The 23,501-nt window shown below is 48.0% G+C and carries 16 protein-coding genes and 1 riboswitch; of the genes, 7 read left to right on the top strand and 9 right to left on the bottom strand.

Annotated features, from left to right (window positions below):
- Positions 1-170: 170 nt before the first annotated feature.
- From AC2TDN_RS21720 to AC2TDN_RS21700, 5 genes are all read right to left on the bottom strand, one after another.
- Positions 171-326, bottom strand: coding sequence for a hypothetical protein (locus AC2TDN_RS21720; protein WP_484690168.1), 156 nt, complete (start codon positions 324-326; stop codon positions 171-173).
- A 63-nt stretch (positions 327-389) separates the two neighbouring features.
- Positions 390-469, bottom strand: a riboswitch (ZMP/ZTP riboswitch).
- Between the two features lie 710 nt (positions 470-1,179).
- Entirely contained in the window at positions 1,180-2,136 is a 957-nt protein-coding gene (deoR, locus tag AC2TDN_RS21715; protein ID WP_484690167.1) for a DNA-binding transcriptional repressor DeoR, read from the bottom strand.
- A gap of 212 nt (positions 2,137-2,348) precedes the next feature.
- Positions 2,349-8,078: an S-layer homology domain-containing protein gene (locus AC2TDN_RS21710; RefSeq protein WP_484690166.1), complete on the bottom strand. Its 5,730-nt coding sequence runs from the start codon at positions 8,076-8,078 to the stop codon at positions 2,349-2,351.
- A gap of 441 nt (positions 8,079-8,519) precedes the next feature.
- Positions 8,520-10,280 (bottom strand): ABC transporter ATP-binding protein, encoded by a 1,761-nt coding sequence (locus tag AC2TDN_RS21705; protein WP_484690165.1) that lies wholly within the window; start codon positions 10,278-10,280, stop codon positions 8,520-8,522.
- A gap of 12 nt (positions 10,281-10,292) precedes the next feature.
- Complete coding sequence (locus AC2TDN_RS21700) at positions 10,293-12,035, bottom strand: ABC transporter ATP-binding protein (protein WP_484690171.1); 1,743 nt, start codon at positions 12,033-12,035, stop codon at positions 10,293-10,295.
- A 296-nt stretch (positions 12,036-12,331) separates the two neighbouring features.
- Here AC2TDN_RS21700 and AC2TDN_RS21695 point away from each other — a divergent pair, with 296 nt between their 5' ends.
- Entirely contained in the window at positions 12,332-13,459 is a 1,128-nt protein-coding gene (locus AC2TDN_RS21695; RefSeq protein ID WP_484690164.1) for a glycosyltransferase family 2 protein, read from the top strand.
- A 409-nt stretch (positions 13,460-13,868) separates the two neighbouring features.
- Here the strand turns inward: AC2TDN_RS21695 and AC2TDN_RS21690 are convergent, their stop codons facing one another.
- A complete protein-coding gene (locus AC2TDN_RS21690; RefSeq protein WP_484690170.1) occupies positions 13,869-14,915 on the bottom strand; it encodes an anthranilate phosphoribosyltransferase in 1,047 nt (348 codons plus the stop codon).
- A 15-nt stretch (positions 14,916-14,930) separates the two neighbouring features.
- On the bottom strand, positions 14,931-15,548 hold the full coding sequence (locus AC2TDN_RS21685; protein WP_482068697.1) for an ANTAR domain-containing response regulator: 618 nt from the start codon (positions 15,546-15,548) through the stop codon (positions 14,931-14,933).
- A 322-nt stretch (positions 15,549-15,870) separates the two neighbouring features.
- On the opposite strand from AC2TDN_RS21685, the gene nirB reads away from it, so the two are divergent.
- The 4 genes from nirB to AC2TDN_RS21665 all read left to right on the top strand — a co-directional run bounded on the left by nirB (position 15,871) and on the right by AC2TDN_RS21665 (position 20,558).
- The gene (gene nirB, locus AC2TDN_RS21680; protein WP_484690163.1) at positions 15,871-18,312 is read left to right on the top strand and encodes a nitrite reductase large subunit NirB; all 2,442 of its coding nucleotides are present in this window, start codon (positions 15,871-15,873) and stop codon (positions 18,310-18,312) included.
- A gap of 21 nt (positions 18,313-18,333) precedes the next feature.
- Positions 18,334-18,648: a nitrite reductase small subunit NirD gene (nirD, locus tag AC2TDN_RS21675; protein ID WP_482068699.1), complete on the top strand. Its 315-nt coding sequence runs from the start codon at positions 18,334-18,336 to the stop codon at positions 18,646-18,648.
- Positions 18,649-18,722: 74 nt separating this feature from the next.
- Positions 18,723-19,499 carry a uroporphyrinogen-III C-methyltransferase gene (gene cobA / locus AC2TDN_RS21670; protein ID WP_484690162.1) on the top strand — a complete coding sequence of 259 codons (777 nt, stop codon included), beginning with the start codon at positions 18,723-18,725 and terminating at the stop codon, positions 19,497-19,499.
- 105 nt (positions 19,500-19,604) lie between these two features.
- A complete protein-coding gene (locus AC2TDN_RS21665; RefSeq protein ID WP_482068701.1) occupies positions 19,605-20,558 on the top strand; it encodes a TRM11 family SAM-dependent methyltransferase in 954 nt (317 codons plus the stop codon).
- 22 nt (positions 20,559-20,580) lie between these two features.
- On the opposite strand, the gene AC2TDN_RS21660 is transcribed toward AC2TDN_RS21665, so the two are convergent.
- Together AC2TDN_RS21660 and AC2TDN_RS21655 are read right to left on the bottom strand one after the other, a co-directional pair.
- Positions 20,581-21,375 (bottom strand): alpha/beta hydrolase, encoded by a 795-nt coding sequence (locus AC2TDN_RS21660; RefSeq protein ID WP_482068702.1) that lies wholly within the window; start codon positions 21,373-21,375, stop codon positions 20,581-20,583.
- A gap of 191 nt (positions 21,376-21,566) precedes the next feature.
- Positions 21,567-22,031, bottom strand: a complete 465-nt coding sequence (locus AC2TDN_RS21655; protein WP_484690161.1) for a divergent PAP2 family protein — start codon at positions 22,029-22,031, stop codon at positions 21,567-21,569.
- 231 nt (positions 22,032-22,262) lie between these two features.
- Between AC2TDN_RS21655 and AC2TDN_RS21650 the strand changes: the two genes are divergently transcribed.
- Complete coding sequence (locus AC2TDN_RS21650) at positions 22,263-22,961, top strand: cyclic nucleotide-binding domain-containing protein (protein ID WP_484690160.1); 699 nt, start codon at positions 22,263-22,265, stop codon at positions 22,959-22,961.
- A 24-nt stretch (positions 22,962-22,985) separates the two neighbouring features.
- Positions 22,986-23,414: a DMT family transporter gene (locus AC2TDN_RS21645; RefSeq protein ID WP_484690159.1), complete on the top strand. Its 429-nt coding sequence runs from the start codon at positions 22,986-22,988 to the stop codon at positions 23,412-23,414.
- The last annotated feature ends 87 nt before the right edge of the window (positions 23,415-23,501 follow it).

Below are 23,501 nucleotides of genomic sequence, written 5' to 3'. Positions count from 1 at the left end.
TTGGAAAATTGGTGGAGTCTGGCCTTTTTTGAAACTGGTTTTCATCTTCCATATTTTCCAGCGCCATTTCATAACTATTCTGGCATCACCACTGGAATCCCCCATCTAATTCCGAGAGGCTATGTAATTATAGCATCCGCAGGCCTCGTCCCATACTCCAATAAATGGGATTAAAGTGAATATTGCTTATCGTTTTTGGCTATAACCATTTTCGCAGCTAAGCAAGGGACGATCCCCTTAACGCCAAGCGACTCTACTCTTGCCTTCAACTGCTCTTTAATCGCATCTGCCACACGTATTCCGTCCAAAATGAGTTTCTCCGTCATCCTCTACCCCAGCTCCTTCGAATGGTTGTCGAAAAACTTAAAAAGGCAAGGGGAATGTCCCCTTACCTTTGACCAGGCTCACGGCTAATGATTCTATGCGCTTCCTCATGGTTCCCCATGCTCCGCCAGTTACGCACAGCTTTTGATGTGAAGTCTATTGTAACAGCAAGCGATGATCCTGCTTCTGAGACTTGCGTTCGGATGAAGGGCAACAAGCGCAAGCGGCTTGACATCGAGTCGCGACGCGTTCATTTGGCACATATGTGCTAAAAGCTGCCTTTTGACGTTTCTGATACGCCGATTCGATGCAATAAGCGCATATGTGCGCTTACGGCTCACCAACACACTTGATTTGTTGGCTGTAAGAGCATATACGTTCTTACAGCTGCCTTTTGACGTTTCTGATACGCCAATTCGATGCAATAAGCGCATATGTGCGCTTACGGCTCCCCAACACACTTGATTTGTTGGCTGTAAGAGCATATGCGTTCTTACAGCTGCCTTTTGACGTTCCTGATACGCCAATTCGATAAGGCTGTCCCAAAAGCTCCCTGCTTGAGAAAGGTGAGCCTCGCCTACGTTGCACTCTCTGCAACAGAAAATCTATTTTAGCAATGCATTGCCTGCTACGCTGCACTTACTGCAACAGAATCAGCCATTTACGCCTCACTCCGCTCATTATCAGCCGATTCTGATGCATTTCTGCAACGTAGCGGTTCAAATCGGCTGTCATGTCAGGTTTCTGTTGCATTTTATGCAATGGGATGTCTTAATGCTCGCAGAGTTCTATATCAAGAGGGTATCGTGCGTTCAGCTTCACTTTTTAGCGGACAATGGTCTCTCTCGCCCTATTCTACATATCACGTTCCAGTAAATATCTTGCCGTAAATTGATCCGTGATCAGCACATTCGTATAGCCTCCGCGAAGCGCGCCATAAATGCCGTTCACCTTCTTCGCTCCGCCCGCTACAAGTATCGACTGCTCCTTACGCCTAAGCTCATCAAGACTAATGCCAATCGTGCGCCGATTTAGCTCCTCCGAGCATATAGCGCCAGCCGTATCAATGTAGCGCGAGCAAATGTCCCCGGCTGCCTTCTCCCGAATAATGTCCAGATCCGTATCCGTAAAATAGTTCGCTCTAATTAATACAGAATCATCAGTTGGTGTTCCAACCGTTACAACGGCGATATTAGACATCTTCCCTAGCTCCAAAATATTGCGAATATGTCGATCCGACTCAATCGTTTGCTTCACAACCTCGTGATCGACAAGTGCCGGCAGCGGGATGAAGTATGGAATTGTATGGAATGCCTTACCGAACAAATGAACGATCTCATAGGCGTATGTATTGGTCTCCGAATGACTGACCCCGCCATTTAATTGCACGACCTTCACATCCCGGACCGGCTTATCCTTAAGCTGAGTAGCCATTTGGAAAAGCGTTGTCCCCCATGTCGTAGCGATAATATCGCCATCCTTCACCGTATCATACAAATAGGTCGCTGCCGCTTCGCCAATATACCTTTTTACGATGCTATCCTCGAATTGCGGCACTGATACGATGACTGCTTTTTTAAGCCGAAACTTTGATTCCAGCCGCTCAGCAAGCACATCGTTATTGTCGTTAGGTGAAACGATCTTAATTTGAACGTAGCCCTCATCCTTCGCCTGCTGGAGAAACCTAGATATAGTCGGACGCGACACGCCAAGCTTCTGCGCGATTTCTTCCTGATTATAATTTAATTCATAATAAAGCCTTGCAGCATCAATCATTTTGCTCAGCTTATCGTCCAATCGATCATCTGCCATCCATGCTCAACTCTTTCTATATATGTCTAAAGCGTAAACGGCTGCTAATCCTGATAGAGGCGAGCCGAAACGCTTGAATGGAATACGTCCCACTTATATATAACAAAGCCTTAACAAAATTACAATGAAAACCCCTATCCCCTTTCCACTGTAAAAATAAAACGTCCCAATCCACTCGTAACAAAGTGGACTGAGACGTTTGTACTTATTGATTAGCCTTTGTTCTTATCATACTTTAGCGCCGCCAAAATCAGTGTCACAACCTGTGCCCTTGTTGCATTCTCTTGCGGAGCAAATTGGTTGCCGCCCATTCCCCCAACAAGACCTGCAGCTTGTGCTGCAGCGATATATGGCCGAGCCCATACCGGTATTTTGCTTATATCAGTAAAAGTTGTCTTTGCATTCGGATCAACTTTAATGCCGAGTGCGCGAACCATAATGACTGTCATTTCTGTTCTTGTTAATGGATTTGATGGTCGAAGCGTATTATCCTCATACCCTGAGATGATCTTATCCTCGATAAGCTGTGCAAAGAAGGAGCTTGCCCAGGCAGGCACTTGACCCGCATCCGCAAAATTCAGCTTGCCACCTGTCGATTCAAGCTTCAGCGCTCTTCCGACCATCGTAATGAACTGTGCTCTTGTTGCTTTGTCTCCCGGATGGAAAGTGCCGTCATCATATCCCTTAACAAAACCAATCTTCACAGCCTCTTCAATCGCTTTAGCCGCCCAATGTTTGCCTACGTCTTTAAATTCGACTGCCGGACCTCCATTGCCACCTGGGGTTGGTGTCGGTGTCGGTGATGGAGTCGGCGTTGGTGTAGGTTTTGGATTTGGATTTGGATTTGGATTTGGATCTGAATCTGAATCTGGATTTGAAATCTCCTCGCTCGGAAGCGAGCTTCCTTTCAGATCGATAATACGACCTTCAATACCCGTATTGATGGTGCCAAGCTTCTTAATGTGCTCGATGAATACCTCGTAGTCAACCAGGTTCATCTCATACTGACGACCAGCATCCTTCGCTTTCTTCATCGAGCGGTAGAAGTCGCCGCCATTTGCCATAAAGGAATTCGTTGCTACAAAATAATAAGCATTCAAATCGATCGGGCTGTAGCTGCCGTTATCATTTTTAATTTCGACCTTGACGATACGGCTGCCCGCTTTCACCAGCTTGCCGCTCGCATCCAGCACCTCTGCCTGCTTCAAGGAATCATAGTAGTAGCGAATGCCGGATACTTGCGGGAAGCGGCCTTGAGTAGTCTCGATTCCGCTCACGCCGTTCTCTAACGCTTCAACAATTTCCTGACCCGTCATGCGAAGCGATGTCAAGTTATTGCCGAATGGCATGACCTCCAACAGCTCTCCTAATGTTATGTCACCATCCTTTTTGCCTACTGCGGTTACGGAAATAGACTTACGAATGCCGCCACCATTCTGAATGGCTACAAACCCTTTTACATCTAATTTCTTTAACTCTGGATTGCTGTTAACAAAGCTTTTTACTTTAGAAACCATGCCGTCCGTCATTAGATTTGCAAGATTGGTTTCCTTAATACGAGAAGGAGGGTTGCCGCCTTCTAAAACCACATTTGTCTTGCCGATAACTTGATTTTTAATATCAGCAATTCCAATATTGTAAGGCTCAAGCATTGTTGTCACTACTGGATCTGCTGCAAAAGTTGCAATATCCAGCAGCTTTCCATTCCATTTCGTTAACACGCCAGCTTGATTGAATTTTACTTCCAATCGACCTAGATATCTGTTATATTCCTCGGCCTGTACAACAAGTGTTGGCTCACCATTTGCATGGATTACCTTTGGAGCATCGACTTTCGTATGGCTGTGTCCGCCAACGACCACATCGATACCAGCAACCTGATCAGCTAATATGAGATCAAATGTATGACCAAGATGTGTTATTGCAATGATTTTGTTAATGCCCTTGTCTTGGAGCGATTTGACTGTTTCCTTCGCTTTAGCGATGTAGTTCTCAAATACGATGTTCTCGCCAGGCGAGGCAAGGAACTTCGTATCCTCAGTTGTAAGTCCAAATACGCCAACCTTCGTTTTATCTTCGCCAACCTCAAGAATGATAGATTTATAAATCTTTCCAGCTTCTGCTTCTTTACCAACCGCTTGCTCGGCTAGCAATCCACTCAGTTCTGGCTCCTTGCTGAAATCAATATTGGAGCTAACGAGCGGGAATTTGGCATTTTTCACAAAATTAGCCAACACTAACGGACCTTTATCGAATTCATGGTTGCCGAATACCATGGCATCGTACTTCATCTTATTCATAAATTCTAGATCAGCCAGGCCTAAATATTTAGTAAAGTACAATGTACCCGAGAACACATCACCAGCATCAAGAAGGATCGATTTAGCTGTTTCACTTCGAACCTGTTCAACCGCAGTATATCTTTTTGCTACATTCGCTAGATTGCCATGTGTATCATTGGTATGCATAATCGTCATAGCGAATTCCGCATCTTTCTTAGTTGAAAGATCTAGCTGTGCAAGAAGCGGATCATGATCGCTCACCCTGCCCTGTTCTGTCGAGAAATCAGCATTGACGTGAACAATATCAATAACAGCATTTGTTCCAATTTTATTGTCTACTAGAATATGATCAAGCGTTTGCGAGTTGCCGTCGTAGATGTAGGAGTAGCGTTCCGATACATCCAGCTTGTCGACAAGGTTCGTTAATTCCGCACCCCGCAGCTTATTCAGCGTACCGGAGAATTGGAAATCATTAAAGTCTCCTAACACGATTACGCTAGCCTCAGGATCTTTAGCCGTCAAATCCTTAACGAAGCTGTTTACAGTATCCGCTTGTTTGGCGCGCTGCACTTCACTGCTGCGTACAACCGGCTGAACGCCGCCCCATGGCTTGCCGTCTCCGCCTTTGGAATTAAAATGGTTCGCTATCGCGACTACACGTTTCCCTTTAAAGAGAAATTCAGCAACGAGCGGTTTACGGGATGAAGCGAAGGTAGCAGCATCCGTAGAACCAATGCGGCCTGGATTTTGCGTCAAGCCTCCAATTCCGTCCACTTTAACGAAAGTGTTGGAACTTCCTTTTTTGCCTGATGCAAGCTTTACGCGATCTGCTTTGTATAAGAAGCCAACTCGGATATTGCCGTCAGGTTCGCCGCCGTCCATATTATTTTCCGGAGCAATATCGGTGAATTTGTAAGTTGCGCCGCCTTTCGCAGTAATGGCGTCGATGAGAGTCTTGAAGCTTTGGGAAGCATCCGTATTGCCAGTAATCTTATTGCCGTCATTATCTTGAACCTCCATTAAACCGATAATGTCCGGCTGCTTCATGTTCGTTACGATAATGCTCGCGATTTTGTCAGCTTTCGCTGTATCGCCGGCGCTGAAGTTTTCCACATTAAATGTACCAATTGTCAGCTTGTCTTCATTCGGAACAATAGTCGTTACTTTCGGAGTATTGTTGCTGCGTTTAATTGAAGGCAAAGCCTGCGTAGGTATCAGCTTATAGAGATCGCCTGCGTATTGAATGACGCCCACGAGATTGCCTTCAAAAGCATCGCCTGTTTTAATTTTTGTGCCTGCAGGCTCTGAAACGCCTACAAACAGCTTTTGCGGATTCAGGCTGCTCTCTACCGAATTGATACCGTTGCCTTGCAAAACAACGCCGCCGAAGGCCGTTTTTACCGGATTATTCGTGCCATTGGCAAACGTAACCGGTATTACTGCATTTGCATAAGGTCCCGTTATCGTAGGTTGATTCACTTCAACCAGCATGCTCTCCAAGCTCTCGAAAAAGTCGATAGCATCGACATTCGGATTAAATTGGGCGAAGCTGTCCGTATCAATCAAATTAGGAATGATGCGTCCGCCTGTCCCAAGCAATGTGGTGGAAGGAAGCGTATTATTGCTGGATTGCTTACCAATCGTCGTTGCATTAATTTGTGTTACGGTTAGAGATGGACTGTTGCCAAATTCCTGCACCGTACCGGACACATATACAGAATCCTTTACGGCTAGACCATGGGTATTCTTGAAAACTTGAATAGCCTCGGAAGTGTTCGGATTGCTGTCCTGCTTGTCATTCGGTGCCTGCATGTAGAAGGAATTCGCACTGACCGAAGTGATAATGCCTGTTACGTTCGTAACTTTAACATTATTGTAGATCGATCTATGCGTCTCGCCTTGAATTTTATTGATCGCAATACCATCTGTATTTTCTAATACCTTATATATGAAGGTTGATACTTCACTTGTCACCCCGCCGGCTGTAACAACGGCTTTAATGATTGTATCCGCATTAACAACAATTGGACCACTATATTGCGTTCCCGTCGTTGCTGTCGGAGTGGTCCCATTTGTCGTGTAACGAATGACACCGCCCTCAGCAAGCGAGCTTAAATATACCGAACCTCCAACGTTGATGCCGCCCGAAGGAATGCTCGCTTGAACAGCCAGCTTTTTCTCAACAATATCGAGCGTATTGCGCGGCAGCAGTTCAAGTCCTACGCTGGAATGGTAAGTCATGACGCCTGTAACCTGCTCAAACGTTTTTCCCGCGACAAATGAAGCATCAGAGGAATAAATAATAACTTTACCTGCGCTGACAGCATCCGTTGCCGTAACGACGCCTCCAGCCACACTTTCAACCTTAATATTTTTCAGTTGCACGAAACGGCCTTCGAATTTGTTCTGGTTCTCAATCGTTTTGCCAAAGCTTGTAGAATCTACAACTATTGGCGCAGGGAGAGCGACTGAGCCCGTCACCTTCACATCTTCGACATTCGCGATCAATTGGACTAGTCCCGCGAACGGGGTAAGTTTTCCGAAAGCCTCGATAGTATCCCCCGGCTGAGCGGAAACTGAGTTCAGCGCTCTAACGACAATTCCGTTATTTGCGTCCTGAACGAATAAATTGACGTACTCGTTTGAATCCGCACGGTGTGTTACTGTACCGCTAAGCTTTACGTTTGTGCCAGATGCAGAAGCCCGAGCTGCCGCGATCGTAATCGGGTTCGCTACAACGCTATATGAAAACTCACGTAATGCACTGTTTACCAGCCCGTCTTTTTTCGCATAGGCATGTACCGTCTTTGGCGCGTTTATTGCAATAGATGTCACGCCAGGCTGATACAAAGTAAAGTTTTCAGGAGCAACCTGCGTATCGCCTGAGCCGTATACGCTGTAGTACACGCTTGCTCCAACCGTTGATGTCGAGAGATTAATAATAGTGCCGGGTTGAACCGCTCCTGGCGCTACATCTGCCGTTATAGGCTCCACGCCTGCAACAACCGCTCCATATGTGGAATTGCGCGGGGCTGGAGTGCCCACTTCGAAATCTGCAGAATTGACATCCGTATCTTTGCCGCGGCTGTCAATTGGTGCATTGTCAGCAGCTTTACGAATGGCTGCGTTCGTGTTATTTAGGGCTGCTGTTGGAGCCGTTTCGAATTCGCTAGCCGCTCCAAAACCAACGAAATCGACTCTCGCCCCCGATTTGCTGACCAGCTCTACCTTCCCTTCCGAACTGCTCACTGTTATTGATCCGGTGGCATCAGGTGCCGGCAGGCTCGTAGTTCCGCCATTACCAGCCGATTGTTGAATGAGGTAGTAGCCTTTAGATTTAATTGTACCGTTTAAATACGTTGAACTAGTTACAGTAGCTGTAACATCTGTTGGCAAATTTCCGGTTTTACTTGCATACCTTACCTTCCAACCATCCAAACTCACATCCGCATTAGTCGGATTATACAATTCAATAAAATCATTTTTCCATACTGCCCCGGAGTTCCCCCCACCGCCATAAACCTGAGAGATAACGATATTGTCCCCCGCAGGCGTCGCCTGAACAGGGCTTCCCAAGCTACCGAATGTACCGGTAACCACTAGAAGAGCCGCTAAAATCATGCAGGCTTGTCTCTTTATTCTTATAACCAATTTCTGCATTCCAACCTTCTCCTCCCAAAGACCATAAATGGTATTAATAAGCAATACATATCTCAAATAGAGTAGTTAAAAATTGTAATCAGAACATCATTGTGAAATTAAGTTCTAGTAAACATGCACATTCGTTCGATGGCAGCAATAAAAATCCCCTTGCTCCAATACATGCATGACATCCGAAAGCAGATTTTGCATTAAAGAAGGAAGGGGAATATAGCTTTGGGCCCAAAAGCTATTGGAGCCGCCTTTATAAATGTGATGTAAACTGACATATAATATATTGAAGAGTATACTGTGGAACATTTTTCCTGTCAATTGGTACAATGTAATGAAAAAACGGGTATTAAAACCTAAAAAATATAACAAAAAGTGCCATATACATGACAACATTCGTCATGTGCATGGCACTTTAGATTTGTTACTAGAACAAGATTATTAATTTTTCTACATGCTTACCGTTTCCGCTGAGGCCTTCTCGCCCTTTTGCAGCTGATACATTTTGTAATATCTGCCGCCGAGCGCCATCAACGCATCATGATTGCCCCGTTCGACAATCTCTCCGCGATGCAAGACGAGAATTTGATCAGCCTCACGAATAGTAGACAGCCTATGCGCAATAACCAGCGTCGTCCGCCCTTGGCTGACAACCCGCAGCGCTTGCTGAATTAGCCCCTCAGTCTCGCTGTCTATGCTCGCCGTAGCCTCATCCAAAATGAGAATCGATGGGTCGAAAGCTAGTGCTCTAGCGAAGGAAATAAGCTGACGTTGTCCAGATGACAATGTGCTCCCGCGTTCGACTACCAGCTCATCATAGCCATTCGGCAGCTGCTCGATGAATGGCGCGGCGCCAACATCCTTCAGCACGCTTTTTACACGATCGATGGAAATGTCCTTATTGTAAAGGCTGACGTTGAATTTAATATCGCCGGCAAATAAATACGGATCCTGCAGCACGATGCCCATATGTTTGCGCAGCGCCTGCTTCGAATATTCCGAAATATCGCGCCCATCAATCGATATAACGCCTTGATCCGGCTCGTAAAAGCCCAGCAATAGGTTCATAATCGAGCTTTTCCCCGAACCGGTATGGCCTACCAAAGCAACCGTCTCACCCTTGCGCGCTTCAAACGAAATTTGCTCCAGTACGTTTTCACCCTTTTTGTACGCGAAGGTTACATGATCGAATTTCACGACGCCCTCTGGCCGCTTCACCGCTGCGACCTCCTCGACCTCCATGCCCTCCATATCGAGTATTGCAAACACCTTCTCGGCAGATACGAAAGCACGCTGAGCATTCGTCAACTGATCGAAAATTCCGATAATCGGCTGAAAGATACGCCCCAGATAGTCAATAAAGGCGTAAAACACCCCGAACATAATGGAAGTTTCCAGCGACGCGTGGCCAAAATACCAAATAACTAGCGCCGTCACCAGGCTGCCAATCGTGCCTACAATGTTTCTCGAGGACAAAGAGAACACTCTAAACTGTTTGATCTGATTGACGTATCGGTCCTCGTTCAGCATCTCGAATTCATCCAGCGTCACCTTCTCGCGCCGAAACGCTTGAATAATCGGCATAACGACAATCGATTCATTGATCATCGCATTCATATCGCTAAGCCGCGCTCGCATGATCGTAATGTAACGCTTGGAATACTTCAAATGGATGACCATAATGAGCGCAAAAAGCGGAGGCAGGAGCAAGCAGAACATCGCCAGACGCACATCCAAAATAAACAGCGCCGTAAATATCCCGATTAGCTGCACGAAGCTGACTACAAAGGTCGCCATGAAGCTCATGAATAAGTCCCGCACAGCCTCCGTGTCGTTCGCTATTCTCGATACAATTTGACCAATAGGCGTATTGTCAAAATAGCGCAGCGGAATCCGCTGAATATGGCGCATGAGATCCATACGCATGTTTTTGATAATTTGCAGCGCCGTCGATTGCAAAATATACGATTGCGAGAAATTGCCGATGCTCGCAACGAGCAGCAATCCCATATAAAGCGCAAGCAGCCAGAGAACAGGCGCCAATTCGCTGCCTCCGGCCGATAAATGCTTATCAATTATTGTTTTTATAATAAAAGGTCCGCCAAGCTCAGCGCCTACCGCGCAGCAAAGAATAAGCAGCGCGCCGATAATTTTGAATTTATAGACGAGAGCATATTGGAATAGTCTTCTCGCCGTAGATTGCTTTGGCATGCAACAGCCTCCTTATTCTTCCAAGCTAGCTTCCATTTGCTGCCGTTCCCACTGTTCCTTATACCAGCCTCCGAACAGCATCAGCTCCTCATGCGTGCCTTCCTCGACAATTCTGCCTTCGTTCAGCACGATGATCCAATCCGCATGACTAACCGCCGATAGACGATGAGTGTTGATAAAAGTTGTCTTCCCCTCGCGCTCCAAGCGAATGTGATGAAGGATCCGGCTCTCGGTCCGCGCATCAACCGCCGACAGCGAATCGTCCAGCAGCAATATTTCGGAATCGACGAGCAGCGCCCGTGCAATCGCCAAACGCTGCTTCTGGCCGCCTGACAGCATGACGCCATTTTCACCAACGATGGTCTCAAGTCCCTCAGGCATCATCGCAATATCCTCCGTAAAAGAGGCCATTTCGACCGCGCGCGCAATTTCTTCATGCGTCGCATTCGGCTTGCCAAGCGCGATATTTTCTCTAATCGTTTTGGATAGGAGCAGATGCTCCTGCGGAACATACGCAATCCAGCGTCGCATCTGATCAATGGTGATTCGCTCTACAGGTACGCCCGCTATGTAAAGCTGCTCCTGATCCAGTGGATATTGGCGAAGCAGCTGCTTCAGCAGCGTGCTCTTTCCGCTTCCAGTCTTGCCCACAACACCAAGCGTCTGGCCTCGCTCAAGCCGAAAAGATACGTCGACCAAGCTGGCATGAATAGCTGTAGGATAAGTAAAAGTAAGCTGCTTCATCTCTATGCTTGCAGGGACTGTGATCGCGACCGGCTTGTCCGTGTCATCCAGATCAGGCTTTTGCGTGAGCGCCGTATCCAAACGATCAGCCGATGCGCTTCCGCGCTGCAGGACGTTAATAAACTCGCCGAAGGAGATCATCGGCCATATAAGCATGCCTAAATATATATTGAACGAAATCAGCTGTCCGAGTGAAATTTCGTCTTGAAAAACGAGATAAGAGCCATAGCCGATACCGATCGAATAGCTCACGCCAACAATCAACGAAATGATCGGCTGGAACAATGCATTTAGAATCGATACCCGTTTGTTTTTGAACATTACATCAGAGGTCACTTTATCGAATGCCGTGAGATCATCGTTCTCCTGCACGTACGAGCGGATAACGCGAATGCCGGAGATCGATTCCAGCGCGTGATCGTTCATTTTACCGAAGGAGGCCTGCGCATCCAGAAATCTTGTTCGCACTTTTTTGCCAAGCTTGCTAATCACGACCGCCAGCAAGGGCAGCGGTATGAGAGCAGCAATCATCAATTTATAGCTTACGAGCGAAATCATCATAATAACGACAACCGAAGCGCCAACGAGCGTATTGACGAGAGTCATGACGCCGTAGCCCGCCGTTTGTCCGATTGCCAAAATATCATTTGTTGCGAGCGCCATTAGTTGCCCCGTGCTGTTGCGCTGAAAGAAAGCAGGCGTCATCCGCGTCAAATTCGCAAGCAGCCGGCCTCTCAGCACCTTCTCGACAAGCGCCGAATTGCCAAACAGCGTCGTAATCCAAATATAAACCATGACGTAGAGCAGCAGCGACAACCCGACAAGCAGCAGCACCGTCTGTGACAAGTCCGCCGAAGTGAGCTGCCCTTTATCTATATGATCGACCGTTCTCCCAATGAGATTAGGCGGTACCGTAGACAGCAGGCTGACAATTGCCATGATGCTAACGGCTAATAGATAACTCCCCCATCGATCCTTAAAAAACCATCGCAACCGATTTACAAATGACATCATATCCCCCTTTTCCTGTTTCCTTTACTATCAATGCTGAACAGCTAAGTAAGGAAGTTCCCTTCCTTCCAAATGCCTCAAAGCCATCTCTAGACTATACTAGTGCGCCGATCTTTTGAAGCAAATGGTTAAAATTCAAATATTTCATGACTATTCACCCTCAACTTTTTACTTCAAATCGCGCAACATCCTTATATTACCACGGAAAAGATTAGCCTTCCAAGCTTAAATATTGGCTCTAAATACGATCTGCAAAATAACGATTCGTTCTTTATAACGAATATGGTATGATGATTTTGAAGCTGAGCTTGGCAGCGCTTCAATTATTGATCATAGCTGAGGTGAAGCGTTTGGACTACGCCATTAGTGTAATCATACCCATCTTTAATGCTGAAAAATGGTTGCTCCGCTCCGTAAAACGAATCCTAAATCAGCCCTTCCAAAATCTAGAGCTGCTGCTAGTCAATGACGGCTCCACCGATCAGAGCGGTGTTATTTGCGAAGAGCTCGCTGCCATAGATGCTAGAATAAAAGTGCTTCACAAGCCTAACGGCGGAACGAGTTCCGCTAAAAACGCTGGCCTCAAGGCAGCAAGCGGCAAGTACGTCGCCTTCCTGGATGCCGACGATGAAATCAACGAGATGTTTTTCGTTAAGCTTTATGCCACAGCGGAGGAGCATCGTTGCGACGTCGTAATCAGCGGCTACGAGACTGTGCCCTCTGGGCTAAACGTTTCTCCACATTACAGGCTCCATACGCCGATGAACGGGAAGGACTTTATATTAAGCGCACCGGCTGTTCATTCGAATAACGATTTGTGCTTTAATTGGCGAAGCTTATTTCTTCGGGAGTCGCTTGAAGGCAGCGGCATTCAATTCCATGAGGGACTTGCGATCGGCGAGGATACCATTTTTCATATGGAAGCCCTATTGTCCGCACAGCGTGTCTATGCGCTTCCGGATTCGTTATATTTTTACACCGTCGACAATTTAGATAGCTTAATGAGCTCTCCCTATAAGCCTTATTTGGAGAAGAGCTTGATTTTGCAACATGAGTTAAGGAAGCGGATTTCCGAGGAGTTCGGTATATATGCCTATAGTCATTATAAAAAAGATATGGCAGCCTATCATGTTGGGTCCATCCTTAGCATGCTGATTCGTAATTTAAGGAATAGCCCAACCCCCGTTACGAAGGAAGATATGACGAGGCTTCTCCGACTGAAGATGATCACGGAAAGTACCCATGTATTGGGTTACCGGTATAGATGCGGAAGCCTGAAGGAGTATCTGTACTATTTGTCGATCAAGCTCGAGCTTACAGCCTTACTCTTCAACTGGGAGTTCAACACGCCGTTTATCTCCTCTTTCCTGCCCTTCCGGATAGCGGCCAAAAGCAAGCGAGTCAACAATCGGACCACCCGATAACGGATGTTAACAGAGTTTTAGAAGAGTGAACCATGGATAAACCACATAGGAATGAATTGCCCGCAATTTGCAAGGGTGAACGTTTTCGAAGTTGATCCTCCTTGCACGGAAATTCAGGCGCAAATCGATGCTCCTATTATTTTCTCAGAGGCACTTATTGCTGTAGCTGTGATTCAAGCGTCTGAAAGTCATACTAACTGGAAAATCTCCCGTTATCTTCACGAAATCATTTAAGGATTCTATAGTCTTCACAGCTCTAGCAGGACGCCAAACGAGCCATAAAAGCGATTCTACGGCTCGTTTTCTTTCGTCATATTAAGTTCAGAGTAAGCAGGCTATGCCGGGCGATCGTTCCCCGCTTCTCGCCGCTAGGCCATCCGACAAGGCAATGACGTTTCGATTCTCGCCGCTACGTCATGCGACAAGGCAGCGATGTTTCGCTTCGCATCGCGCTTTGCCATTTGCGATAAAGCTCCCATGGGGCGCCATTATCGAGCAAATCCTTGCAAATATACAACCCTTCCTCAATGGAGTCGACCTTCTCTGCCAATTGCAACCTCACGGCCGCATTAAGCAGCACTTGATTGACGAAAGCGATATGGCCGCGTCCTTGCAGGACGTATTCCGATACGCGCAGCTGCCCTGCAGGCGTCCAATCGATTTCCGGCACTGGCGTTTCTAAGCCATAGGTGTCCGGATCGATGATATTCAGATGCGACTCTCCATTTTCTACGTAATAGGTGCGGGTCGGCCTCTCGATGAACAAATCCTCGGAGCCCTCCATCCCCTGTACGATGAGCGCTTTTTTGTATGCCAAGTTGCTGGCTAGCTTCGCCATTCGCTCAAACACCGTATTATGAAAAACCCCGAATATCAAATAAGGGGAATGGGCGTAATCAATGAGCTTCTCGGCCGTATTCAGTACGGTCCGCATACCGAGCTCAATACGAATGGAGCGCAGCGCCTTAAGAGGCGGACACCATTCCTCTGCCGGAACGTACAGCACGCCGGTACCCGAAGCCGCTTGAACAATCTGTTCGCTCGATAAGCGTTCAGCATCAATGCCTGCTTCCTTCAACAAATCATGCAGCGTTATTCCCCATTTTGGAGGCAAGGATGCCGCTGAGTGCAGCGTAATGGGAAGCCCGGCGGCCGCAAGAAGAAACGCAGTAGGAAATGTAGCGTAAAATGATTTTTTCCGACCGTCATAGGGGCCAGCGCAATCGAGTCCTTGTTGAATAGGTACGCGATGAGCATGCTTGCGACAGACGGCTACAAAGGCCTCAATTTCTTCAACGCTTTCCATCTTTATTCGCTCAGCGATAAAAAAAGCGCCGATTTGCGCTGGGGTCGCCTTTAATTCTAAAATTGCATTGGCCGCTTGCAACGCCTCATCATACCCGAGGTCACGCGCTCCTCTTTTTCCACGGCCGACTTCCTTTAACAGGTTGATCATCATCGCATCGCCCCCTTATTTTTGATCCTGAAGGATTTGATATACCTTTACAATCGATGTCGCTACATCAACCATACGCTTGCGCTCATTCATCGCCTGCTTCCGCAGCACGTCGTAGGCTTCCGCTTCGGAAATGTTTTTAATTTTGCACAAAATCCCCTTTGCCATATCAATCCACTTCCGCTCCTCAAGACGTCCTTCCAGCTGCTTGCGCTCGTTTATCCATTGCAGCCTCTCGAAGCATTGCTTAGATCCAAAATGCAGCGCCCAGTGCAGTTCTTGCTCGCTCATCGAAGGGGTCAGCACGCCATCCACAGGTACGTCGTCCTCGCAAAATGCGGCTGACAAGGATGCTGTCGCAGCGCTGCACCACCAGAGCATCGGCACCGTTTTTTGCTTCAACAGCTTCGTTCCCCATTGTTTCACTTCATTAAGAGGCAAGTGAAGAATAACGGCATCTGCACTGTTCATTTGCAGCACAGCCTTATTCTCATCACCTGCACGAATGACATGATACCCATAGGTCTCAAGCAAAAATTTTGGAGTATGCTTCTTGGAAAGCTGATTCGATTGAGGGTCCGCCACCGGTACCTCGCTTGCTGCACGTTGATCGATCACCAACAATGAACGCATGTAGAAGTGCCCCCTCCTATTCGACTTCATTTGTTAACAGTGCACAAGTCGATGTCTTTGTGATTATATATAACATACAAAACATGAAATTGTCATCACCCAAGTTTTTCACCCATTTGATGTTAAGTATATTGACATAGCTTCTAATCTCATTGTATATTTACGATAACAAAAACATATCATTCACGAGTACAACGATGTATTCGTTTGGAGCGGCAAAGAAGCCTGCTTTCGTTTTCAAGGGAGACGTACGTTTTCTCTTGGATCGAAGGCAGGCTTTTATTATTTTTGCTTAGACAGAGATTGAGAGGAGAGAATTACAATGAATACAACGAAAAAGAAACTAATTCTAATCGGCAACGGCATGGCGGGGGTTCGAGCAATCGAGCATCTACTGAAGCTTTCACCAGACAGCTACGATATTACAATTTTCGGCGCTGAGCCGCATCCTAACTATAATCGAATTATGCTCTCTTCCGTCCTCGCAGGCGGCGCAGACATGCAAGAAATCGTCATTAACGACTGGGATTGGTACAAAGAAAATAACATCACCCTTTACACCGGCCACAAAGTAACCAAAATTGACATGGACCGCAAAAAGGTAATCTCCCACCAAGGCATTGAGGTTGACTATGATTCGATCATTGTGGCGACTGGCTCCAATCCTTTTATGCTGCCGCTCCCCGGCGCAGACAAGGAAGGCGTTATCGCCTTCCGCGACATCCATGATTGCGAAGTGATGATCGATGCATCCAAAAAATATAAGAAAGCAGTCGTCATTGGCGGCGGCCTGCTCGGACTCGAAGCCGCTCGCGGCCTTCTCCATCTCGGAATGGAAGTCAATGTCGTCCATATTCACAGCTACCTGATGGAGAGGCAATTGGATGAAGCAGCATCCAAAATGCTGCAGCGCGAGCTGGAAGCGCAAGGGATGCAATTTTTATTGAAAAAAAGCACAGCTTCCATTAAAGGCAAACGCCGCGCTTCCGGGCTCGTCTTCACGGATGGCACCGAGGTAGATGGCGATTTGGTCGTGATGGCCGTCGGCATTAAGCCGAACGTTGAGCTCGCTAAGGCAACAGGCCTTGAAGTAAACCGCGGCATTGTCATCGATGATTTCATGCAAACGAGCGTGCCTGACATTTATGCTGTCGGCGAATGCGCTGAGCATCGCGGGATTGCATACGGTCTCGTTGCTCCGCTGTATGAGCAAGGCGCCGTGCTTGCTAAGCATCTGGCTGGTGTGGAAACGGCTGGCTATGCAGGGTCCGTCACCTCAACGAAGCTTAAAGTATCTGGCGTAGACGTATTCTCCGCTGGACATTTTGATGAATCGCCAACCACTCGCGCATTGAAGATCCAAGACGATTTGGCAGGCACGTACAAAAAAATCGTCATTCAGGATGGCAAGCTGATTGGCGCTGTACTATTCGGCGACACCTCAGATGGTGCAGAATTATTCGCTTCGATTAAGAAAGGCGAATCGGTAGAAGGCCGCGAGAAGGAGCTGCTGCTCGGCATCTCATCCGATATGCTTGGCAAATCCTCGGGCGGCAACAGACTAGAGGCGATGGCCGATGATGAAATCATCTGCGGCTGCAACGGCGTATCCAAGGGTACGATTGGCGAGGCGATTACGAATAAGGGCTGCAACACGGTTGGCGCCATCAAGTCCTGCACGAAAGCTTCCGCTTCCTGCGGCGGCTGTAAGCCGCTAGTTGAAGGACTGCTTCAAATATATGCCGGCGATGCGGTAGGCGAGCCGGTCAAGGAAGGCATTTGCGGCTGTACGACGCTTAACCGGGATGAGATCGTCGCAGAAATAACAAGGATGAATCTTAATTCCACTAAAGAAGTCATGAACGTACTCGGCTGGCATAATCCAGAGGGCTGCTCGAAATGCCGTCCGGCGCTTAACTATTACCTCGGCATGATCAATCCGGAGGAATACGTTGACGAGAACGAATCACGGATTACCAATGAACGCTACCATGCCAACATTCAGAAGGACGGCACATACTCCGTCGTTCCGCGTATTTACGGCGGCGTAACCTCCCCAGCCGATTTGAAAAAAATCGCCGAGGTCGCCGAGAAATACGACGTTCCGATGGTTAAATTTACTGGCGGGCAGCGGCTCGACCTGCTCGGCGTCAAGAAAGAGGATCTTCCGAAAATATGGGAAGAGCTTGATATGCCATCCGGCCACGCTTACGGAAAAACGCTGCGTACGGTAAAAACATGCGTCGGCTCGACCTTCTGCCGCTTCGGCACGCAGGACGCAATCGGCATGGGCATCAAATTGGAAAAAGCGTTCGAGCGTCTAAATGCGCCAGCTAAAGTTAAGCTTGCCGTGTCCGGTTGTCCGCGAAATTGCGCGGAAGCAACCATTAAAGATTTTGGCGTAGTCGCCATAGATGGAGGCTGGGAGCTTCACGTCGGCGGCAACGGCGGGGTAAAGGTTCGCGCAACAGACCTGCTCTGCATCGTCAAAACCGAGGAAGAGGTAATGGAATGGTCCTCCGCCTACTTGCAGCTTTATCGCGAAAATGCGCAATGGAATGAACGTACCGCACAATGGATCGAACGTGTTGGACTCGATTATGTAAAGATTGCGCTGCAAAATCCTGAAGATCGTCTTGCCTTGAAGTCGCGCATTGAGAAGACGCTCAGCTTAACGACCGATCCTTGGAAGCAAATCGTTGAAACCGATGAGCTCCGCAAAAATTTCGAGCAATTATCCGCCGCTGAGACTGTGCAATTATAACTTTTAAGGAGGAGTACTCACATGACAACGAAGCTGCTCGTCGCTAATCTCAGCGACATTGATGTAAAGGGCTCGCGCCGCATTCAAATAAAGGACATCGAAATTGCCGTATTCCGCCTAACAGACGGCAGCGTGCTCGCCGTTGAAAATAAATGCCCGCATAAGGGCGGACTGCTTTCGGAAGGGATGGTGTGCGGCACGGCCGTACACTGCCCGCTCCATGATTGGAAGGTGGATTTGCGCAGCGGCCGCGTGCATGAGCCTGACGACGGCTGCGTAACGACCTTCGAGACCGAAATCGATCAAGAGAGCGGATCTATCTATGTAACGATCTAAGGCGGACTTGTCTCAAGAGAAAACCGTAGAAATACGGAATACGATGCGGCAAATTGAGCCGGAAGGAGCAGCTTATGAGAAATATAACGGCAGGAATGGTCTATATTGTCGGAGCAGGTCCAGGCGATCCTGAGCTTATTACGATTAAAGCGATGCGGCGCATTCAGCAGGCTGACGTCGTCCTGTACGATCGGCTCATAAGCAAAGAGCTGCTTGGCTATGCCAGCTCTCAAGCAGAGCTGATTTACTGCGGCAAAGCTCCTGGCTCGCATGCCATGCCCCAGCATCTAATTAATGACGCGCTCGTCCATTATGCTCGCCAAGGCAAAAGCGTCGTCCGACTGAAGGGGGGAGACCCGCTTGTCTTCGGAAGAGGAGCCGAAGAAGCGCTGGCGCTCGCCACACAAGGCATTCCGTACGAAATTGTGCCAGGCATCACCTCGGCAATCGGCGCTGCCGCAGCGGCGGGCATCCCCGTGACCCACCGGGAATATGCCGCTTCCTTTGCTTGCGTGACCGGCAGCCGCTGTCACGGCGTAAAGTCCCCAATCCGCTGGGATTTGCTGGCGCATAGCGTGGATACGCTAGCGATCTATATGGGCGTAAGCGAGCTGCCCGCTATTCGAGAGGAGCTGCTGAAGCACGGCAAAGCCTCTTCAACGCCCGTTGCGTTAATCGAACGCGGTACGACCACGCGACAGCGCACAATCGTAGGAACTCTTGCTAATATTCATACCCTTGCCATATCCATGAAACTGAGCAATCCAGCGCTAATTATTATTGGGGAAGTCGTTAAAGTACGGGAACAGCTTCTGCTTGCCGAGCAACAAGCGGTCGCCCAAATAGGCTGAATAGATGTGAAACAGCCTTCTCCATTTCTGAGCAGCAGGCATTTGCAAGCCATTTAACGTATAATGAAAGTTTCAGTACGTTATGGTAAAGGATGCGACTACGATTTGGAAATGAAAAAGCAAGCGCCGTTATTTATTTATACTTATGGCTACCGGCCGGAGGAAGCAGATCTATGTCACTTGGAGATGCGGTCTTTTTTTGGCAAGCAATCGGATTCCGGGCTCTTGATGAGTGAGATAGCCGTTCATCCCGATCGCAGCCCCTTTATGAGAGAGCGGCTAGAGATGCTTTATGAGGCGGATCGACTCGAGGATATATTGGAGCAAGTGAAGCAAATCGAATTAGCCGATTCAACGTTTAAAGTTATTTTTATCAAAATGAGCGATCTTGCATCAGAGGATAAAATAGATTTCGACGACAAGCGCAGCATCGAACGTGAAATTGGAATCTATATTGATGGGGAAGCCGATGTGCACAATCCCGATTACACCTTCGGCATATTGAACTGGGGCGGGCGCTGGTATTTCGGCAACTACATCAAGAGCAAGGCCGTTTGGCTTACGCAAATGAAGAAGCCGCGCAGCTATTCGATTGCGCTTAGCACCCGGGTAGCACGTGCGGTGGCCAATATAGCTGTCCCTCTTCCAATCGGAAAGACAGCGATCGACCCCTGCTGCGGCATTGGGACGGTGCTCGTAGAAGCGCTCTCGATGGGCATTGACATCGTCGGCCGAGACATCAATCCTTTTGTCATTCGCGGTACGCTTGAAAACTTAACGCATTTCGATTTCAAAACGGATGTTGTATGCGGCGACATTGCCGACATTACCAGCCACTATGATACAGCGATTGTAGATATGCCCTATAACCACTTCTCAAGCACGACGCCTGAGGCGCAGCTTTCGCTGCTGAAGAATGCTCGCCGCATCGCGAGCAAGGCCGTTATTATTACGGCTGATCCGATGGACGACCTTATCGCAGGCGCAGGCTTCACCATCTCAGATCGCTGCACCACCAGAAAAGGCAGCTTCATTAGGCAAATCATCGTTTGCTCGTAAGCTATCGCAATACCGCAAGCTGTTAGTTGAATCCATTCAATGCAAGCCATGAAGCACATGCAGCCGTCCAGCCTCTCGTATGCTCCTCGTCCTCAGCTAAGCCTAGCCCATGCTGCCCCTTCTCATACACGTGAAGGTCAAAGCGCACTTTGTGCTTGCTGAGAGCAGTAGCGAACATTAGGCTATTCTCGACGGGAACGGCTGCATCATTCGACGTATGCCATAAAAAAGTCGGCGGCGTATCCTCGGTTACATTTCGCTCGCTGCTAATCCGCTCAACTTGTCCTATCTCCGCTTCCTTGCCCAGCAAGTTATCTCTTGTGCCTTCATGCGTGAACGGCTCTGTGAGCGTTATAACGGGATAGCAGAGAACAAGCAGATCTGGACGGCATGACATTCGTTCAATAACATCTTCGGCACTCTCATTTCCTTTGTCATAGATTGTCCCCGCATTCGACGCCAAATGTCCGCCCGCCGAGAAGCCAAGCACTCCGATCTTGTTCGGATTGATTCGGAACAAATCCGCTTTGAATCTGATGGTACGTATCGCCCTCTGTACATCCAGCAGCGCGCATGGATACGGATAAGGGGCCACCCTGTAGCGCAAAACGAAAGCAGAAATGCCCAGCCCATTCAGCCACTGAGCAATAGGCTCCCCTTCATGAGGGGCTCTTCCCTGATAGCCGCCGCCAGGACATATAATAATCGCGGGAGAATGGTCGCCTTCCACAAGATATGGGGTGATAGCTGGACAATCCTCGTCCGCATTACCTACTGCATACGGTGCTCCATGCATCCATAATAATTGCTCCGTCATTTGCAAAAAATCCCCCTTATATCGTTTCAAATAAATTTCCATCTTTCACCATTATATAAGAACGAAAACGACCCGGCTATCCGAATCGAAAAATCGAATTGAGCTTCAAACAATGGACCTTCAAACTAAAAAAGGCTTAAGCGCATGAACGCCTAAACCTTCATCCAATCTGAATCCCGACTTTGCTTTTGTCATCTTTTTGACCCGGTTATTGCGCCAACGAACCCAAACAAAAGGCCGAGCAGAGAGCCTGCCGCAACCTCGCGCGGTTGATGGCCTAAGCTTTCTTTGAGCCGCTTACGCCGGCGCATATGATAAATTCCCGGATGCTTGCCAGCCAGCTTCTCGACATCCACATCCAAATCATTCACTTGCATAGCAATTTCTCCTGCATGCCTGCGAATATTCATAGCGTCATACATAACAATAATGCCAAGCATCGCCGATATCGCAAACTCTGGCGTCTTCACGCCGCATTTGGTTGCCGTATATGCAGCTAAAGCCGATACCCCGCTCGAATGCGAGCTAGGCATACCGCCCGATCCAATCAATTTTCGGATTTCCCATCTACCGGTCTTTGCATAATGCAATGGCAGCTTAAGCAGCTGCGCTGCACCTACAGCGGCAATCGCCGTTACAAGTCCTCTATTGGCCACAGCAGATCATCCTCCAGTCATCGCTCTCCCCTTATTTTGCCCTGCAGCCAGCAAATTCATGTGGACCTTGAAATGGCAGCGTACAAAAACAAGCGAAATAGAAAAATTTAAGATAACTTATCTTTGAGAATGGGACATATGTCCTTTTCATATTCACGTTCTGTTTCTAAAATAATAAATGAGGATAATAACTGGCAGTTGCTTTTCTACTCAACAGTTGACGGAGGGACCATGAAAAAGATTCATAACAAAGAAAGCATTGCCCAATATGTAGCCGAAAATCAGCTTGATATCATATTTGATGCGGCAAGCATTGTGATGATGAACCTTCTGGCTTACGAGAATGGAGAAGCGATCTGCTCGCCAGGCGATCAGCTTGATCAGCTATTCCTATTAGTAAAAGGGAAAATTAAGGTTTACACGACGCTTCCGAACGGAAAGTCCGTACTGCTGCGCTTCAATGAACCGCTTGCGATCATTGGGGATATGGAGCTTATGACCGGCCTTCCGGTTCGCTGCATGGTCGAATCGGTCGGCATAAGCCACTTTATTGCCATTAAGACGGAGGCGCTGCGGGAAACGGCATTTCAAGACCCGCGCTTCCTAACCTTCATCATCAAGCAAATCAGCCACAAGCTGCACACGGTTTCGTATGTATCAAGTCTTAACCTGCTGTATCCGGTAGAAAATCGCCTGTCGAGCTACCTTATTTCTATTATGTCCGAAGATCCGCTTACCCCCTCGCTTGTAGAGATGAAGACAGAGAAGCTGACGGAGGTTGCCGAGCTGCTCGGAACCAGCTACCGCCATTTAAACCGCGTCATCACGCAGCTTGCCGCTGACGGCATTATCGAGCGAAAGCGCGGCGCCATCTATATTCGTAACGTGATTCGCCTTCGAGAGCTTGCCAGCGGCAATTTATACCGTTAACTTATCCGGTTGGAGGGATTATTCATGATGGGCATTATTTATTCGCTGCTTGCTGGCGTTCTGGTCAGCTTTCAAGGCGTATTCAACACCAGGCTCAGCGATAAAGCAGGCTTCTGGTTTACAAACACTTGGGTGCATGGCACCGGGTTTTTGCTGTCGCTGCTCATTTTGCTAATGGTCAAGGACGGCGGCCTATCCAAGCTGTACACCGTGAACAAGTTATACTGGCTCGGAGGCGCGTTCGGCGTTATGATTGTGTTTACCGTTATGAAGGGCATCTCGACGCTTGGTCCTGCTTACTCGGTTGCGCTTCTGCTTGTTACGCAGCTGCTTGTCTCACTGATCATTGACAGCCTCGGACTGTTCGGCGTCGATAAGGTGCCTTTATCAGCCAATAAGCTGATCGGAATTGGCATCATGATCGCCGGCGTTGTCGTGTTTAAGCTGAAATAAGAACTCTAAACTGTTTATTTCATATAAATAAGCCGCTCGCCGGGAGCGAACATATGGAACTTCTTAGCCGGATAATGGCGATGAATG

The organism is Paenibacillus sp. Y660 (genome assembly GCF_057221575.1).
The sequence above is the reverse complement of the archived record's forward strand: the minus strand, read 5'-3'. Positions and strand labels throughout refer to the sequence as shown.

Coding starts and splice junctions, on each gene's coding strand:
- AC2TDN_RS21720 (WP_484690168.1), bottom strand. CDS start 326: ATGACGGAGAAACTCATTTTGGACGGAATACGTGTGGCAGATGCGATT.
- deoR (WP_484690167.1), bottom strand. CDS start 2,136: ATGGCAGATGATCGATTGGACGATAAGCTGAGCAAAATGATTGATGCT.
- AC2TDN_RS21710 (WP_484690166.1), bottom strand. CDS start 8,078: ATGCAGAAATTGGTTATAAGAATAAAGAGACAAGCCTGCATGATTTTA.
- AC2TDN_RS21705 (WP_484690165.1), bottom strand. CDS start 10,280: ATGCCAAAGCAATCTACGGCGAGAAGACTATTCCAATATGCTCTCGTC.
- AC2TDN_RS21700 (WP_484690171.1), bottom strand. CDS start 12,035: ATGTCATTTGTAAATCGGTTGCGATGGTTTTTTAAGGATCGATGGGGG.
- AC2TDN_RS21690 (WP_484690170.1), bottom strand. CDS start 14,915: ATGATCAACCTGTTAAAGGAAGTCGGCCGTGGAAAAAGAGGAGCGCGT.
- AC2TDN_RS21685 (WP_482068697.1), bottom strand. CDS start 15,548: ATGCGTTCATTGTTGGTGATCGATCAACGTGCAGCAAGCGAGGTACCG.
- nirB (WP_484690163.1), top strand. CDS start 15,871: ATGAATACAACGAAAAAGAAACTAATTCTAATCGGCAACGGCATGGCG.
- nirD (WP_482068699.1), top strand. CDS start 18,334: ATGACAACGAAGCTGCTCGTCGCTAATCTCAGCGACATTGATGTAAAG.
- cobA (WP_484690162.1), top strand. CDS start 18,723: ATGAGAAATATAACGGCAGGAATGGTCTATATTGTCGGAGCAGGTCCA.
- AC2TDN_RS21660 (WP_482068702.1), bottom strand. CDS start 21,375: ATGACGGAGCAATTATTATGGATGCATGGAGCACCGTATGCAGTAGGT.
- AC2TDN_RS21650 (WP_484690160.1), top strand. CDS start 22,263: ATGAAAAAGATTCATAACAAAGAAAGCATTGCCCAATATGTAGCCGAA.
- AC2TDN_RS21645 (WP_484690159.1), top strand. CDS start 22,986: ATGATGGGCATTATTTATTCGCTGCTTGCTGGCGTTCTGGTCAGCTTT.